The sequence below is a fragment of the Nocardioides sp. cx-169 genome, from assembly GCF_021083605.1.
In the GTDB taxonomy this organism is placed as follows: Bacteria; Actinomycetota; Actinomycetes; order Propionibacteriales; family Nocardioidaceae; genus Nocardioides.
Genome location: NZ_JAJNRO010000004.1, coordinates 784,236 through 798,988, shown reverse-complemented (window position 1 = coordinate 798,988; position 14,753 = coordinate 784,236). Strand labels below are relative to the sequence as shown.

Below are 14,753 nucleotides of genomic sequence, written 5' to 3'. Positions count from 1 at the left end.
CATGCGGATCTGGCACCAGAGCTTCACGGTCCTCGACGACGTCCCGCACTACCGCGACGCCCTGCAGCGGCACCTGTCGGCGCAGGCGGCGCCGGGCACGACCGTCGAGCTGCACGGCATGCGGCCGGGCACCTACCCGTCGGCGTACCCGGGCACGCACATCGGCTACTCCTACCTCTCCAGCCTGCACCGCGAGCAGTTCGTCGCGGCCGCGCTGCAGGCGCAGGACGAGGGGTACGACGCGTTCCTGATCGCGACCATCCCGGACACCGGCTACGAGGTGGCCCGGTCGCTGGTGGACATCCCGGTGGTGACGTTCGGGCAGACCTCGGTGCTGATGGCGGGGATGCTCGGCGACTGCGTCGGCATCGTGAACTTCATCGCCGCGCTGGAGCCCCAGCTGCGCCGCAACCTGCGCGACTACCGGCTCGACTCGCTGGTCGGCCCGATCACCCAGGTGGACGCGGCGTTCACCGACGTGATGGCGGCCTACGCCGACCCGCAGCCGCTGCTCGACGCGTTCACCACGGCCGCGCGCCGGGTCATCGCCGACGGCGCGAACGTCATCGTGCCCGGCGAGGGCCCGCTCAACGTGTTCCTGGCCGACCAGGGCCTGAGCCGCGTCGACGACGTCCCGGTCCTGGACTCCCTCGGCACCTGCGTGCGGGTCGCGGAGCTGCGCGCCGCGCAGCACCGCTCCTCCGGGCTGGTCGCGTCGCGGGCCGGGTTCCACCACGCCCAGCCACCGCGGGACCTGGTCGACGCGGCCCGGGCCTCCTACGGGCTGGACTGATGGACGAGCTCGAGGTCGACGTCGCGGTCGTGGGCGGCGGCGCGTGCGGCGCCATGACCGCGCTGCGCGCGGCCGCCGACCCCGACCTGCTGGTCGGGGTCTTCGAGAAGAGCACCCGCGAGGGCTGCAACGCCGAGATCTCCAGCGGCAGCCTGGCCGCCGGCGGCACCCGCTTCCAGCGGGAGGCCGGGATCGAGGACTCCCCCGAGCTCCACGCGAGGGAGATCCTCGCGGCCAGCGGGGACCTCGCCAACAGCGAGGTCGTGCACGCCCTGTGCGCGGCCGCGCCGGAGTACGTCGAGTGGCTCGCCGACGAGCTCGAGTACCCGATGGAGATCGCCGGCGACCTGCCCCGCGCGGGCATGTCGGTCACCCGGCTGCACACCGACACCGGGCGCTCCGGCGGGCGACCGCTGATCCAGCACCTTCGCGCCGCGCTCGAGGAGCGCGACAACGTCGCCTTCGTCGACGAGGCGCCCGCTATCCGGCTTACCCACCGAGACGGGGCGGTCGACGGCGTCGTCGTCGCCCAGAACGGCGGCGAGCTGCGGGTCCGCGCGGAGACGGTCGTGCTGGCGCTCGACGGCTTCGCCGGCAACCCGGCGCTGATGAAGGAGCACTGCGCCCACCTGGGCGACCCCTTCTACGGCGGGGTGAGCACGAGCACGGGCGACGCCCTGCCGTGGCTGAACGAGGTCGGCGCCGAGCTGCGCCACCTGGGCGCCTGCCTGCGCTCGGGCCTCGTGGTCGTCGGCCACGGCACCCGGGTCAGCCCCTCGCTGCCGTTCTTCGGCGCCGTGCTGGTCGACCTCGAGGGACGTCGCTTCGTCGACGAGGAGGCGCAGGGCTACTCCAAGCTGGCCGGCATCCTGCAGACCCTGCGCGGCCAGCGGGCGTCCATGGTCTGGGACGACGAGGCGCACGCCGCCACCAGGGACTCCGAGATGATGCGGGAGACCACCCGCGCCGGCGGCTACCGCACCCACACCGACGAGCGGTCGCTCGCCGAGGCTCTCGGGCTCCCCGAGGCGACGGTCCGCGCCGCGCTGCAGCCGCACCCGGGACGGCGGCCGCTGCGTGCGCCGTACCACCACGCCTGGGTGACGCACGGCGTCCTCACCACCCAGGGCGGGGCCGTCATCGACACCGTCGGGCGGGTCCTTCGTCCCGATGGCACCCCGGTGCGCGGCCTGCGTGCCGGCGGCGGTACGGCGGTCGGGCTGGCCGGCCCCGAGTCCGACGGCTACGTGTCCGGCAACGGGCTGCTCTCGGCGTTCGGCATGGGTTGGCTGATCGGGAACGACCTCGCGGGTCGCTGAGGCCACCTGGCCTCACCGGGCCTGGCGCGCGGCCTCCTGCACGGCGGCGAGGTCGCCTCGCCACGGCGCTCCGTGGCCGGGCAGCACCCAGGTCGCCGCGAGTCCGGCCAGGCGCTCGAGTGACTCCAGCGCCTGGTCCGGGTCGTCGGTGAACGGCGCCGGCTGGATGCCGGTGCGACCGGTCAGCACGTTCCGGGTGGTGAGCGCGTCGCCGACGAACACCGCGTCCGCCACCGGTACGTGCACCGCGACGCTGCCGAGCGAGTGCCCGGGCACGGCGACGATGCGCGGCGAGCCCGGCAGGGGCAGCACGTCGCCGTCGTGGATCTCGATCAGCTCGGTCAGGTAGGTCGTGCGCCAGCCGCGCTTGCGCAGCGCGTAGCCGGCGAAGCCGAGCAGCGGGCCGAGGCGCCTGGGGCCCAGCTTCGTCTTGGGCTTGTCGCCACCGCGGGCGCGGTCGGCGTCGTCGGCGTGGACGTAGACCGGGACGCCGTGCTCGCGCCGCAGCCGCTCGGCGAAGCCGAGGTGGTCGGAGTCACCGTGGGTCAGGACCACGCCGCGCACGTCGCCGAGGCCCCTGCCCATCGCCTCGAGCTCGGCGAGCAGGTCTCGCCAGTGGCCCGGCAGCCCGGCGTCGACCACCGTGACCCCCTCCTCGGTGTCGACGAGGTAGGCCGCGACGACGTCGTTGCCGAGGCGGTGCAAGTGCGGGGCGAGCTTCATGGACATCTCCTTCGTCAGATAGGCTACGATAATTAGCCATGATGGCTAATGTCAATAGCCATGAGAGGACGCGCATGCCGGCACCCGAGCGCACGTCGTTGGAGCAGATCGTCACGGCCGGCCGCGAGCTCCTCGAGAGCGAGGGGCCGGCCAGGCTGACGATGCAGGCCGTCGCCGCGCGCGTCGGCGTCCGCGCCCCCTCCCTCTACAAGCGGGTGCGCGACCGCGAGGCCCTCCTCGTCCTGGTCGCGGCGGCCACCGTGGACGAGCTGGGCGCCCGACTGGCCGGGGCGGAGCCCACGGTGGCCGGGCTCGCACGCACGTTCCGCTCGTTCGCGCACGAGCGGCCCGAGGCCTTCCGGCTGATCCAGACCGTCGCTGCCGACGCCGAGACACTGGCCCGCGTGAGCGCCCCCGTGCTGGGTGTGGCCGAGGCCCTGGTGGGCGGGGAGGAGGCGCTCGAGGCGGCGCGGCTGGTCACGGCGTGGGCGACCGGGTTCGTCACCATGGAGCTCGCGGGCGCCTTCCGCCTGGACGGCGACCTCGAGCGCGCCTTCGACTTCGGGCTGTCGCGCCTCACGTCGGCCCTGGCACGCCCGTCCTGACCGGTGCCGGCGTCCGGCCGATCGAGCGGGCGAGCCGGTCCCCGAGCGCCGCCACGGCGTCCCGCAGCTCGGGACCCTCCTCCACCCGGAAGTCGAAGGGCACCCCGGCGAGCCACTCCTGGGCGTACATCGAGGGGTTGCGGGTGCTGCCGACCAGCACGCAGCCCTCCCCCAGCGGCTCGAGGCCGCCCATTGGCCCGCGCAGCCACGGCCGGACCTCGTCGGCGGCCGCCTCGAACACCACCCGGGTGGGGTAGCGCCACCCCGCGCCGAGGTGGTGCTCCAGGGCGGCGACCGGGTCCAGGTCGTCGGGCCGGCGGAAGCCGTGGCCGGTGGTCTGCACCCCGGCGATGCGGTCGATCCGGTAGGTGCGCACGGCACCGGCTCGGTGGGAGTGGCACAGCAGGTACCAGCGGCCGAAGCGCACCACCACCGCCCACGGGTCCACCTCGCTCTCCCACTGCGCACCCGTGTCGCCGCGGTAGGTGACGCTCACCCGTCGGCGCTCCGCGACCGCCGTGACGAGCGCGCTGGTGGTGACCGGGTCCGGGCGCGCGGCGTCGCGGCGCGGCGCGGCTGACGCGTGCTCGCGCAGGGCCGCCGCCTCGCGGCCGACGACCTCGGGCAGGGCCCGCACGACCTTGCCCAGGGCGGCCCCCACGAGCCCGTCTGCATCGGCGGAGGTGGACTGTCCGTCGAGGACCGCCATCACCAACACGAGGGCCTCCTCCTGGGAGAAGACCACCGGAGGCAGCCGGGTGCCTCGGCCCAGGCGGTAGCCACCGTGGGGGCCGCGCTCGGACTCGACCGGCACGCCGGCCTCCCGCAGGATCTCGACATAGCGCCGGGCGGCGCGCTCGGTGACCCCGAGGCGCTCGCTGAGCTCGCCGGCGGTGGTGACCGGGCGCGAGCCGAGCAGCTCCAGCGCGCGCAGGGCGCGAGCGGTCGGACTGGTGTCGGGGCGAGGTCGCGCGGCCATCTCGGGAGCCTAGGCCGGAACGTCGGAGAAGCGGAAGCAGATCGTCCGGAACCGTGTCTAGCGTGGCGGCATGGACATCATTCTCATCGGCGGACTCTGGCTCACCGGCGCGGCCTGGGACGACGTCGTCCCCGGCCTGGAGGCACGCGGCCACCGCCCCGTCCCCCTCACCCTGCCCGGGCAAGGTGACGGCGACACCACGGCCACCCTCGAGGAACAGGCGGACGCGGTCGTCGCCGCCGTCGACGCGGTGGGTCTGGCCGGCGGCCTCCCGCTCGTGGTCGGCCACTCCGCCGCCTGCACGCTCGCCTGGTTGGCCGCGGACCGCCGCCCCGAGCGGATCGCCGCGACGGCGCTCATCGGCGGCTTCCCCGTCGAGCACGGCCAGGAGTACTTCTCGTTCCTGGAGCCCACCGACGGGCTGCTGGCGTTCCCCGGGTGGGAGCCCTTCGAGGGCAGGGACACCGCCGACCTCGACGGCGCCGCCCGCGCCCGCATCGCGCCCACGCTCGTGGACGTGCCCGAGGCCGTCGTCAAGGGCACCGTGCGGCTCACCGACGAGCGCCGCTACGACGTCCCGACCTGGCTGGTGTGCCCGGAGTTCACGACCGCCGAGGCCCGGGAGTGGGTCGCCACAGGGGAGCTGCCGGAGCTGGCCAGGGCCACCCGTCTGGAGTACGCCGACATCGACTCCGGCCACTGGCCGATGTACAGCCGGCCGGCGGACCTCGCCGACCTGCTCGCCACGATCGCCGAGCGGCTCTAGGGGACCGGCACCGCGACGGCGCTGCGCCGGGCGCGGTGGGTGAGATGGATGCAGATGAAGGCGGCGCTGCCGCAGACCAGCATCACCACCGCCACCGGTACGGCGGTCTGGTCGCCCCAGAGCCCCCCGATCGGCGAGACCAGCCCGCCGAAGAGGAACATCATCGCGCCCATGACGGCGCTGCCGGACCCGGCGTAGTCGCGGCTCTGCTCCATCACCAGCGCACCGGAGTTGCCCATGACGAACCCGACGCTCGAGATGACCACGAAGAGTGGCACCAGCAGGAGCCAGGCGGGCAGCGGCAGGGCGGCGACCGCCAGGAAGGTCGCACACCCCACCGTCGCCACCGCGAGGGCGGCTCGCACGGTGTTGGCCGGCGGCACCCGGCGCCCGGCCAGCCGGACCGAGATCAGCGAGCCCGCCATCATGCCCAGCGCGTTGACGGCGAACCCGATGCCGTAGACCAGCTCGCTGGTGCCGATCACCCCCTGGTAGACGAACGAGGAGGTGGAGATGAAGGACATCAGCATCCCGAACGTGAACGCCGCCGCGCTCGCGTAGCCCAGGTAGACCGGACGCCGCAGCAGCGCGCCCAGGTGGCCGTAGCTCAGCCTCCGGGTCCGCCGCTCGGCCGGCAGCGACTCCCGCACGGCCGTGACCACCCCGACGAGCTGCAGCACGGTGAGGACGAGGACAAGACCCAGGATGGCGCGCCAGGACAGGTGCCCGGCCAGCGCGCCGCCGAACAGCGGCGCGAGCACCGGCGCGATGCTCGTGAGACTGGCCAGCAGCGACATGGCCCGAGCGGCCGCGAAGCCCTGGAGCCGGTCGGCGACGATGGCCCGGCAGATCACGACGCCGGCGGCGCCGGCGAGCGCCTGGAAGAACCTGGCGGCGATCAGCACCTCGATCGTGGGGGCGAAGACGGCCGCGGCGGCAGCCACGGTGCTGACCGCGCAGCCCACGAGGAGCGGACGGAGGCGACCGAAGCGGTCGGCGATCGGGCCCCAGAAGATCTGACCGATCGCGAGGCCGGCGAGGAACGCGGTCAGGGTCAGCTGCACGCTCGAGGCCTCGGTGCGCAGCGAGTCCCGCACCGCCGGGAACGAGGCGAGGTAGAGATCGATCGAGACCGGGGCCGTCGCGGAGAGGAGCGCCAGCACGACAAGCAGGCGTCTGCCCAGGGGTTCCTCGGTCTTCACATGTCTCCTCTGGTGCGGGCGCGGGTGGGCGCCCCGCGAGACTCTCAGTCCGGCGCGTGTGCGCGTGCCCGTGCTCCCAGCCATCGGAAGAGGTACGGCGCAGTGGCGCTGCCGGCGGCGGATGCGACCTGCTCGGGGGTGCCCGTCGCGACCACCGTACCGCCGGCGTCTCCGCCGCCCGGCCCGAGGTCGATGACCCAGTCCGCACTGCCGATCGCGGCCAGGTCGTGCTCGACCAGGACCACCGTGTTGCCGGCGTCAACGAGGCGGTGCAGCTGGCGCAGCAGCAGCGCGATGTCGGCCGGGTGCAGCCCGGAGGTGGGCTCGTCCAGCAGGTAGAGCGCGTGCCCGCGGTGGGCGCGCTGCAGCTCCGTGGCGAGCTTGATGCGCTGCGCCTCGCCGCCGCTGAGCTCGGTGGCCGGCTGGCCCAGCCGCAGGTAGCCCAGCCCCACGTCGCGCAGCGTCTCCAGGCTCCGCCTCGCGGCCGGGACGTCGGCGAGGAAGACCGCCGCGTCGTCGACCGACATCGCCAGCACGTCGGCGACCGTGCGGTCGCGGTAGGTGATCTCGAGCGTCTCGGCGTTGTAGCGGGCCCCGCCGCAGGTGGGGCACGGCGCGTAGGTGCCCGGCAGGAACAGCAGCTCCACCGAGACGAACCCCTCCCCCTGACAGGTCGCGCACCGGCCCTCCACGACGTTGAACGAGAACCGCCCGGCGGCGTACCCGCGCGCCCGGGCCTCGTCCGTCGCCGCGAACACCCGGCGCACTGCGTCGAACAGCCCGGTATACGTCGCCAGGTTGGAGCGCGGGGTGCGTCCGATCGGCCGCTGGTCGACCCGGACCAGCCGGTCGAACGCCTCCAGGCCGGCCGCGGCGTCGACGTCGACCTCGAGCTCGGCCTCGTCCTCGTCGTCGGGCGCCAGCCCGAGGTGGCCACGCACGAGCTCGGCGAGGACCTGGGTCACCAATGTCGACTTGCCGGAGCCGGACACCCCGGTCACGGCGGTGAGCACGCACAGCGGGACGTCGACGGAGACCTCGCGCAGGTTGTGGCGGGTCACGCCGCGCAGGTGCAGCCACCCGTGGGGGGTGCGCGGCTCGTGCTCGAGGCGCTCGGCGCGGCCGAACAGGTGCTCCCCCGTGGCCGACCCGGCGACGCCCTCCAGCCCGGCGACCGGGCCGGAGTAGAGGACCCGACCACCGGCCTCACCGGCTCCGGGCCCGATGTCGACGACCCAGTCGGCGCGCCGCACGACGTCGAGGTCGTGCTCCACGACGAACAGCGAGTTGCCGGCCGCCTTGAGCCGGTCGAGCACGTCGAGCAACGGCTCGGCGTCGGCGGGGTGCAGGCCCGCCGACGGCTCGTCGAGCACGTAGACGACGCCGAAGAGCCCCGAGCGGAGCTGGGTGGCGATCCGCAGCCGTTGCGCCTCGCCCGGCGAGAGCGTCGTCGAGCCGCGGCCGAGGCTGAGGTACCCGAGCCCCAGGTCGAGCAGGACGCCCACCCGGGCGACCAGGTCCGCGGCGATCCGGACCGCGACCTCGGTCGTCTCGCCGCTGTCGGCCGACGAGACGGCCGCGCCCGCCTCCGCGAGCTCCGCGGTGGGCCTCAGCATCGCCACGAGGTCGGCCAGCGACAGCGCGTTGGCCTCCGCGATGGAGTGAGCAGCGAACGTCACCGCCAGCGCCTCGGGGCGCAGGCCGGTGCCGCCGCACTCGGGGCACGGCGTGGCGCGCATGAAGCGCAGTGCCCGCTCGCGCATGCGCTCGCTCTTGGAGTCCGACAGCACGTGCTGGACGTGCTTGCGCGCGCTCCAGAACTTGCCGTAGTAGCCATGGTCGATCCGGTCCCGCTCGGGCTCGATCAGCACCGAGGGCTGCTCGTCGGTGAAGAGCAGCCAGTCCCGGTCCTTCTTGGCCAGCCGGCGCCACGGGCGGTCCACGTCGATGCCGAGGCCCATGACGATGCTGCGCAGGTTGGCCCCCTGCCAGGCGCCGGGCCAGGCGGCGATGGCGCCCTCGCGGATGCTCAGGTCCGGGTCGGGCACGAGCAGGTCCTCGGCCACGTCGTGCACCACACCGAGCCCGTGGCAGCGCGGGCAGGCCCCGGCCGCGGTGTTGGGCGAGAACGCCTCGGCTCCGAGCCGCTCGGCACCGGCGGGATAGGTGCCGGCCCGCGAGTAGAGCATCCGCAGCAGGTTGGAGAGGGTGGTGATGGTGCCCACGCTGGACCGCGAGGTCGGCGCCCCGCGGCGCTGCTGCAGCGCCACCGCGGGCGGCAGCCCGGTGATCTCCTGCACGTGCGGAGCCCCGACCTGCTGGAGCAGCCGGCGCGCGTAGGGGGCCACGGACTCGAAGTAACGACGCTGCGCCTCGGCGTAGATCGTCCCGAAGGCCAGCGACGACTTGCCCGAGCCGGACACCCCGGTGAAGGCCACCATCGCGTCGCGAGGCACGTCGACGTCGACGTTCCTCAGGTTGTGCTCGGTCGCGCCGCGCACGTGGACGAAGGGGTCGCTCGGATCATGGCTCACCTCGCTCGGTACCCGGCGTCATGCTCCCCGCCGGCCGTGGCTGGCTGACGCCCGCTCAGCGCATCGTGTGCACCATCTCGCCAAGGCCGTCGGCCCAGGTGCGCAGGACCTCCCCCGACCGCAGGTAGCGCGGCGGCTGCATGCCCATGCCGACTCCTTCGGGGGTGCCGGTGAAGATCACGTCACCCGGCAGCAGGCTCACGACCTCCGACAGGGCCGAGATGATGCGCGGGATGCTGTAGAGCAGCTTGCTCGTGCGCCCGTCCTGGACGGTCTCGCCGTCGATGGCGCAGCCGAGGGCGATGTCGTCGCGGTCGGCCAGCTCGTCGGTGGTCACCAGCCACGGGCCCATCGGGCTGAAGCCCGGGTGGGACTTCGCGAGGCCGAACTGCGGGGCGGGGCCGGACATCTGTCGCGCCCGCTCCGAGAGATCCTGGCCGAGGGTCAGGCCGGCGACGTGGTCCCAGGCCTCCTCGACGCTGGCCCGGTGCACCGGTCGACCGATGACCGCCACCACCTCGACCTCCCAGTCGGTGTTGCCGCCCGGCGGCAGGGCGATCTCGCCGCGTGGGCCGGTGATGCTCGTGGGGAACTTCGTGAACACCGGCGGCAGCTCGGTGGGGGGCTCGTAGCCGGTCTCGTCGGCGTGGTCGGCGTAGTTCAGGCCGATGGCGAACACCTGGCGCGGCTCGGGCGACGGCGCCCCGAGCAGGTCGACGTCCAGGTCGACGTCCGCCGCCGGCGAGCCGGCGAGCAGCTCCTCGGCCCACGCCCGGAACTCCTCCCAGCGCGGGTAGATGCCGGCGATGGCCGGCCCGAAGCGGCCGCCGCTGGCGGTGGCCACGTCGATGCCGCGCGGGTGGTCCCCGTGCTCGAGGACGAGGACGGCTCGGTCGTGGTGGTGGGCGAGGCGCATGAGCGGGGCTCCTAGGGCAAGACGAGAGGGTGAGGGGGACAGACAGCGAGGTGGGTCAGTCGTCGGTCAGGAAGCCGGTGACCAGCGACTCGAACCGGCGGGCCCGCTCGAAGGGGACCCACAGGCCGGTCCGGCCGTAGAGGTGCACCTCGACATCGGGGATCCGGTTGAGCATGAAGAGCGCGTTGTCGTAGCCCTGGACGCGGTTGTCGCGCCCCCAGACAACGAGGGTGCGGGCCGAGATCTCGTGCAGGCGCGGCCATAGCTGCTCGGTGGTGGCCGGCGTACCGCGGCCCTCGGGCGCGCCGGCCATGAACTCGGGGTCGACGCTGGCGAGGAAGCGCTCCTCGACGAGCTCGTCGGTCACGAGGGACCGGTCGTGCATCATCATCTCGAGGTAGGCGCGCATGCGCTCCCGGGTCGGCGGGCCGTCCTGGTAGTAGGAGCGGATCACCTGCTGGCCCTCGCTGGGGCTCGGCGTGAACAGCGGCAGTCCGCCGGCCGAGCTGACCAGCACCAGCCGCTCGACGACCTCGGGGTGGTCGACGGCCATCGCGATGGCCGCGGCACCTCCTGTCGCCATGCCGAGCACGTGCGCCTTCTCGGCGCCCAGCTCCGCGATCAGTGCGGCGAAGACCCGCGCGTAGAACCCGTAGCGCCCGCCCTCGATCGCGGGCTTGTCGGAGCGGCCATAGCCGGGCAGGTCGACGACCACGGTGCGGAAGTGGGCGGCGAGGGCCTCGACGTTCTGTCCGAAGTTGCCCCAGCCATAGGCACCCGGGGCGCCGCCGTGCACGCACAGCAGCAGCGGGGCGCCGGTCGCGCCGGCCTCGTGCAGGTGGATGCGGACGCCGGCCGCCTCCACGTACCGGGAGGTCGACTCGGCGGTCAGGGGATCGGTCATCTCAGGCCTCCGGCCCGTCGGGGGGCTCGACACCGAAGAGTGCGAGCTGGTGGGCCAGGGTCTGGTAGTAGCCGACGAGGGTGCTGACCTCGAACGCCCCGGCTGGCCCGAGGGCTCGCCGCAGGTCCTCCAGCCGGGGGTCGTCGCGTAGCCGCCCGGTGAGCATCCGCTCGGCCAGCTCGAGGGCCGGGGCGGCGGTGTGGTCCACCCCGTCGGCGAACGCCTCTGGCACCCGGGCCGCGGCCAGGGAGGCGATGGTCTCCTCCGCCATGCCGAGCCGGCGCGCGATGCGCTCGTGGGCGACGCGCTCGTAGGCGCAGTCGTGATGTCCCGCGACCAGGAGCACGACCATCTCCCGGACCTGGTCGTCCAGGCCGGACTCGTAGCGCAGCGCCGCGCCCAGGCGCTGCAGCGGCGCTCCGACCGCCGGGCTGTGCAGCATCGCGTCGAAGGGCCCGGTCAGCCGCCCGTCGGCGTCGACCGGGCCGCCCGGACGTGCGGGGTCGGCCCGCGGCCCCGAGCGCAGCTCGTGATAGAGCGCGCGCTGCGCGTCGTTCAGGCTCGCGGGGTCGTGGGGCTCAGACCTGGGCAACGATCCGGTTCCTGGTCTCGCCGACGCGCTCGACCCGGGTGCGCACGACCTGCCCCGGCCGCAAGAAGATCTTGGGGTCGCGCGCGTTGCCGACGCCGTCGGGCGTGCCGGTCAGGATCAGGTCGCCGGGCTCGAGCCGGGTGAACACGCTGATGTCGGCGATCGTCGTGGCGACGTCGAAGATCATCTTGTCGGTGGAGGACTTCTGCATGACCACGCCGTCGACCTCGCAGGAGATCTCCAGCCCGGCGGCGCCCGGCGGCAGCTCGTCTGCGGTCACCAGGTACGGGCCGACCGGGGTCAGCCCGTCCCACGCCTTGCCCGCCAGCCATTGCTTGGTGCGGTTCTGCCAGTCGCGGACGCTGAGGTCGTTGCTGACCGTGTAACCCGCGACGTGGTCCAGGGCGTCCTCGGCCGCGATGTCGCGACCACCGGTGCCGATGACCACGACGAGCTCGGCCTCCCAGTCCAGCAGCTCACTGGCCGAGGGCATCGGCACGTCATCGTAGGGACCGGTCAGCGAGGAGCGGAACTTGCTGAAGAGCACCGGGTGCGTGGGCAGCTCGTTGCCGGTCTCGGCGACGTGCTCGGCGTAGTTGCGACCGAGGCAGACCACCTTGTCCGGGCGGGGCACGACGGGCAGCAGCCGCACGTCCGCGACGGCGACGATCTCGCCGTCGCTCGCCGCGAGCTCACGCCACGCCGGGTCGGCGAGCAGCTCGCCGACGTCGCGGAACGGCAGCAGCACGAGGGTGTCCCCCTCGACCCGGGCGGCGGCCTCGCGGTCCCCGGCCCGGACACTGGCGAGCCGCACTCAGCCCACCTGTCCCGGGCTGGCCTGTGCGGGGCCGCGGTTGCCGCCGGCGACGCCGTAGGTCTCGCCGCCCTCGGCGAGCAGCCGGTCGGCCTCGGCGAGGACGTCCTCGACGCTCTGGTCCAGGTTGAGGTCCTTGCGGAAGGGCTGGCGCACGTCCTGGGGGACGCGTACGTAGACCTCGATCCGGTTGCCCTCGGGGTCCCAGAAGTAGATGCCGAACGCGTTGCCGTGGGTGACCTCCTGCTGCACCTCGACGCCCGCGTCCTTGAAGCGCCGGTGGAACTCCAGCAGCGACTCCACGGTGTCGACGCGGAAGGAGATCTGCTGCACCAGCTTGACGTCGCGCGGCGCGGTGCGGCCCCGCGCGATGACCAGCTCGTGGTGCTCCTCATCGGGGCGGGCGCTCATGAAGATGATGCCCTTGTCGGTGTCCTGGTCGGTGACGGTGAGGCCGAGCATCTCGGTGTAGAACCGACGCATGGCGTCCAGGTCCTCCACCCACAGGCCGACATGGCCGAGCTCCTGGATGGGCATGGCTCTTCTCGCTCTCAGAACTTGATGGTCGGCGGGATCGGGTGGCCGAAGAAGTCGAGGCCCCACGCCTGCATGATCGGGTCCTGCACGTTCTGGATGTGGTGGATGGCCGACTGGCTGTCGCGCCAGAGCCGCTCCATCGGCAGGTCCTCGCGCAGCGAGACTCCCCCGGCGACGCGGAAGAGCTTGTCGGCGGCCGCGACGGCCCGGTTGGTGGCCCGGACCTGGTTGCGGCGCACCTCCGCACGCTGCGAGACCGGCGTCGGCTCGCCGGCCGCGCAGAGCTCGTACGTGCGGTCGACGTCGCTGAGCAGGTGGCGCGCGCTGGCGTCGATGTCGGCGGCGGCGTCGCCGAGCGCGGCTAGCTGGTAGGGGTCCAGCGACGACTTGCCGTAGCGGCCGTCGCGGGTGCGGGTGAGCTCGACGAAGGCGTCGAGGACCCCCTTGCAGATGCCGATCGTCGCGGCCGACACGGCGCCGGCGAACATGACGTTGCGCGGCATCGCGTACAGCGGGTTGTCCCGGCCTCCGACGCGCGCGGCGGCCGTGCCCTCGGTGATCTCCTCGGTGCCGATCACGCGGTACGACGGCACGAACGCGTCGCGGACGACCAGGTCCTTGCTGCCGGTGCCCTTGAGGCCCACGACCTGCCAGGAGTCGGCGACGATCTCGTAGTCCGAGCGCGGCAGCACGAAGTGACGGGCGCGACGGTCGATGATCGTCTCGCCGTCGTCCTCGGTGATGAAGCCGCCGATCGTGACCCACTGGCACAGGTCGGTGCCCGAGCTGAACGGCCAGCGGCCGCTGAAGACGTAGCCACCCTCGACCGGGCGGGCCCGGCCCATCGGCGCGTACGGCGAGGCGATCCAGGTCTCCGGGTCGTCGCCCCAGATCTCCTCCTGCATGCGGCGCTCGCCGAGCGCCACCTCGTGCGGGTGCACGCCCACGACACCGGCGACCCAGCCCGCGGAGGGTGAGTGCGAGGCGATCTCCAGGACCGTCTCCATGAACTCGGTCGGGTGGTCCTCGGTCCCGCCGAAGTCCTTGGGCTGCAGCATCTTCACGACGCCGGTGCTGCGCACCGCGTCCTCGGTGACCGCGGTCAGTTGGCCGGCGCGGTCGCAGTTGGCGGCGTCCTTGCGCAGGATGTCGGCGATCGGGGCGACCCGGTCGGTGGCGCGACTCATCGCTCGTGGCCCCAGTAGTGGGCCGACTGGTAGCGGGTCGGTGTCCAGGTGGCGTCGTCGATCTCGATGCCCCCGGTGCCGTACTCGATGCCCGTGCCGGACGGCGACTCGACGTAGAAGGAGATCATCTTGTCGTTGGTGTGCTTGCCCAGCGTCGCGGTCATCTTGTCCCCGCCGGCGCTCAGCGCGTCAATGGCCCGGCCGACGCCGTCGATGTCGGTGGACTCGAGCATCAGGTGCCCCACGCCCACCGGGCGGTTGCGGTCGTCGTTGGCAACGGGCACGAACGCGAAGGAGTGGTGGCGCGGGTTGCAGTGGAAGAAGCTCGCGACCGTCGTCTCGTTGACCTCGATGTGGTCGCTGAGGCGGAAGCCGAGCACGTCCTGGTACAGGCGCTGGAAGGCCTCCGGGTCCTTGACCAGCTGGAAGGCGTGGCCGAGGCCCAGGCGTCCGGCGACGAACTCGGTGCCGGTCGGCGACACGAACGGGGTGAGCGCGTTGGTGAGGCCGTAGAACAGCTCGACGCTCACCAGGCCGTCGGGGTCGACGAACCTGACCAGGTCGGTCACGTTGCGGGCGCGCGCGGCCTCCTGGCCGGGCCGCTCGACCGCGATGCCGAGCCCCTCGACGCGGGCCGCGAGCTCGGTGAGCTCGGCAGGGCCGGCGACCTCCCACCCGAGCACGCGCACGCCGGAGGGCCCACCCTGCTCGATCTGGAGGCGGTAGAGGTACTCGTCCATCCGCAGCCGCAGCACCCCCTCCTCGTGCTCGACGACCTGCAGTCCCAGCGTGCCGGAGGCGAACCTGCGCCACTCCGCCAGGTCGGGGCATCCGAGCACGGCGTAGCCGAGGCTCCTCACGGTGGCGGTCATGGTGTCTCCC

15 protein-coding genes are annotated in these 14,753 nt (G+C 73.3%); 4 read left to right on the top strand and 11 right to left on the bottom strand.

Annotated elements, in window-relative coordinates; all coding sequences use genetic code 11:
* Position 1 precedes the first annotated feature (1 nt).
* Together LRP67_RS09630 and LRP67_RS09625 are read left to right on the top strand one after the other, a co-directional pair.
* The gene (locus tag LRP67_RS09630; protein WP_231269947.1) at positions 2 to 793 is read left to right on the top strand and encodes an aspartate/glutamate racemase family protein; all 792 of its coding nucleotides are present in this window, start codon (positions 2 to 4) and stop codon (positions 791 to 793) included.
* On the top strand, positions 793 to 2,112 hold the full coding sequence (locus LRP67_RS09625) for an FAD-binding protein (protein WP_231269946.1): 1,320 nt from the start codon (positions 793 to 795) through the stop codon (positions 2,110 to 2,112). The genes LRP67_RS09630 and LRP67_RS09625 overlap by 1 nt, the downstream gene beginning before the upstream one ends.
* A 12-nt stretch (positions 2,113 to 2,124) precedes the next feature.
* Here LRP67_RS09625 and LRP67_RS09620 read toward each other — a convergent pair whose 3' ends face one another.
* On the bottom strand, positions 2,125 to 2,835 hold the full coding sequence (locus LRP67_RS09620) for an MBL fold metallo-hydrolase (RefSeq protein ID WP_231269945.1): 711 nt from the start codon (positions 2,833 to 2,835) through the stop codon (positions 2,125 to 2,127).
* Between the two features lie 74 nt (positions 2,836 to 2,909).
* Between LRP67_RS09620 and LRP67_RS09615 the strand changes: the two genes are divergently transcribed.
* Positions 2,910 to 3,440, top strand: coding sequence for a TetR/AcrR family transcriptional regulator (locus tag LRP67_RS09615; protein ID WP_231269944.1), 531 nt, complete (start codon positions 2,910 to 2,912; stop codon positions 3,438 to 3,440).
* Here the strand turns inward: LRP67_RS09615 and LRP67_RS09610 are convergent.
* Entirely contained in the window at positions 3,412 to 4,419 is a 1,008-nt protein-coding gene (locus tag LRP67_RS09610) for a YafY family protein (RefSeq protein WP_231269943.1), read from the bottom strand. The genes LRP67_RS09615 and LRP67_RS09610 overlap by 29 nt on opposite strands.
* Positions 4,420 to 4,489: 70 nt before the next feature.
* Here LRP67_RS09610 and LRP67_RS09605 point away from each other — a divergent pair, with 70 nt between their 5' ends.
* A complete protein-coding gene (locus LRP67_RS09605; RefSeq protein WP_231269942.1) occupies positions 4,490 to 5,185 on the top strand; it encodes an alpha/beta fold hydrolase in 696 nt (231 codons plus the stop codon).
* On the opposite strand, the gene LRP67_RS09600 is transcribed toward LRP67_RS09605, so the two are convergent.
* From LRP67_RS09600 to LRP67_RS09560, 9 genes are read right to left on the bottom strand one after another with little or no spacing between them, the layout of a single operon-like run.
* Entirely contained in the window at positions 5,182 to 6,387 is a 1,206-nt protein-coding gene (locus LRP67_RS09600; protein ID WP_231269941.1) for a multidrug effflux MFS transporter, read from the bottom strand. The genes LRP67_RS09605 and LRP67_RS09600 overlap by 4 nt on opposite strands.
* 44 nt (positions 6,388 to 6,431) lie before the next feature.
* Positions 6,432 to 8,921, bottom strand: a complete 2,490-nt coding sequence (gene uvrA, locus LRP67_RS09595; protein WP_231269940.1) for an excinuclease ABC subunit UvrA — start codon at positions 8,919 to 8,921, stop codon at positions 6,432 to 6,434.
* Between the two features lie 55 nt (positions 8,922 to 8,976).
* Entirely contained in the window at positions 8,977 to 9,837 is an 861-nt protein-coding gene (locus LRP67_RS09590) for a fumarylacetoacetate hydrolase family protein (RefSeq protein ID WP_231269939.1), read from the bottom strand.
* A 55-nt stretch (positions 9,838 to 9,892) separates the two neighbouring features.
* Positions 9,893 to 10,741: an alpha/beta fold hydrolase gene (locus LRP67_RS09585; RefSeq protein WP_231269938.1), complete on the bottom strand. Its 849-nt coding sequence runs from the start codon at positions 10,739 to 10,741 to the stop codon at positions 9,893 to 9,895.
* Position 10,742: 1 nt separating this feature from the next.
* Positions 10,743 to 11,333, bottom strand: coding sequence for a carboxymuconolactone decarboxylase family protein (locus tag LRP67_RS09580; RefSeq protein ID WP_231269937.1), 591 nt, complete (start codon positions 11,331 to 11,333; stop codon positions 10,743 to 10,745).
* A complete protein-coding gene (locus LRP67_RS09575; protein WP_231269936.1) occupies positions 11,320 to 12,147 on the bottom strand; it encodes a fumarylacetoacetate hydrolase family protein in 828 nt (275 codons plus the stop codon). The genes LRP67_RS09580 and LRP67_RS09575 overlap by 14 nt, the downstream gene beginning before the upstream one ends.
* Positions 12,148 to 12,684 (bottom strand): VOC family protein, encoded by a 537-nt coding sequence (locus tag LRP67_RS09570; protein ID WP_231269935.1) that lies wholly within the window; start codon positions 12,682 to 12,684, stop codon positions 12,148 to 12,150.
* Positions 12,685 to 12,698: 14 nt separating this feature from the next.
* Positions 12,699 to 13,871: an acyl-CoA dehydrogenase family protein gene (locus LRP67_RS09565; RefSeq protein WP_231269934.1), complete on the bottom strand. Its 1,173-nt coding sequence runs from the start codon at positions 13,869 to 13,871 to the stop codon at positions 12,699 to 12,701.
* Positions 13,868 to 14,743, bottom strand: a complete 876-nt coding sequence (locus LRP67_RS09560) for a VOC family protein (RefSeq protein WP_231269933.1) — start codon at positions 14,741 to 14,743, stop codon at positions 13,868 to 13,870. The genes LRP67_RS09565 and LRP67_RS09560 overlap by 4 nt, the downstream gene beginning before the upstream one ends.
* Positions 14,744 to 14,753 lie beyond the last annotated feature (10 nt).

Bases quoted from the DNA above. Each gene is read 5' to 3' on its own strand.
- LRP67_RS09610 (WP_231269943.1), bottom strand. From the start codon at position 4,419: ATGGCCGCGCGACCTCGCCCCGACACCAGTCCGACCGCTCGCGCCCTG.
- LRP67_RS09590 (WP_231269939.1), bottom strand. From the start codon at position 9,837: ATGCGCCTCGCCCACCACCACGACCGAGCCGTCCTCGTCCTCGAGCAC.
- LRP67_RS09570 (WP_231269935.1), bottom strand. From the start codon at position 12,684: ATGCCCATCCAGGAGCTCGGCCATGTCGGCCTGTGGGTGGAGGACCTG.
- LRP67_RS09585 (WP_231269938.1), bottom strand. From the start codon at position 10,741: ATGACCGATCCCCTGACCGCCGAGTCGACCTCCCGGTACGTGGAGGCG.
- LRP67_RS09620 (WP_231269945.1), bottom strand. From the start codon at position 2,835: ATGAAGCTCGCCCCGCACTTGCACCGCCTCGGCAACGACGTCGTCGCG.
- LRP67_RS09630 (WP_231269947.1), top strand. From the start codon at position 2: ATGCGGATCTGGCACCAGAGCTTCACGGTCCTCGACGACGTCCCGCAC.
- LRP67_RS09560 (WP_231269933.1), bottom strand. From the start codon at position 14,743: ATGACCGCCACCGTGAGGAGCCTCGGCTACGCCGTGCTCGGATGCCCC.
- LRP67_RS09615 (WP_231269944.1), top strand. From the start codon at position 2,910: ATGCCGGCACCCGAGCGCACGTCGTTGGAGCAGATCGTCACGGCCGGC.
- LRP67_RS09625 (WP_231269946.1), top strand. From the start codon at position 793: ATGGACGAGCTCGAGGTCGACGTCGCGGTCGTGGGCGGCGGCGCGTGC.
- LRP67_RS09605 (WP_231269942.1), top strand. From the start codon at position 4,490: ATGGACATCATTCTCATCGGCGGACTCTGGCTCACCGGCGCGGCCTGG.
- LRP67_RS09565 (WP_231269934.1), bottom strand. From the start codon at position 13,871: ATGAGTCGCGCCACCGACCGGGTCGCCCCGATCGCCGACATCCTGCGC.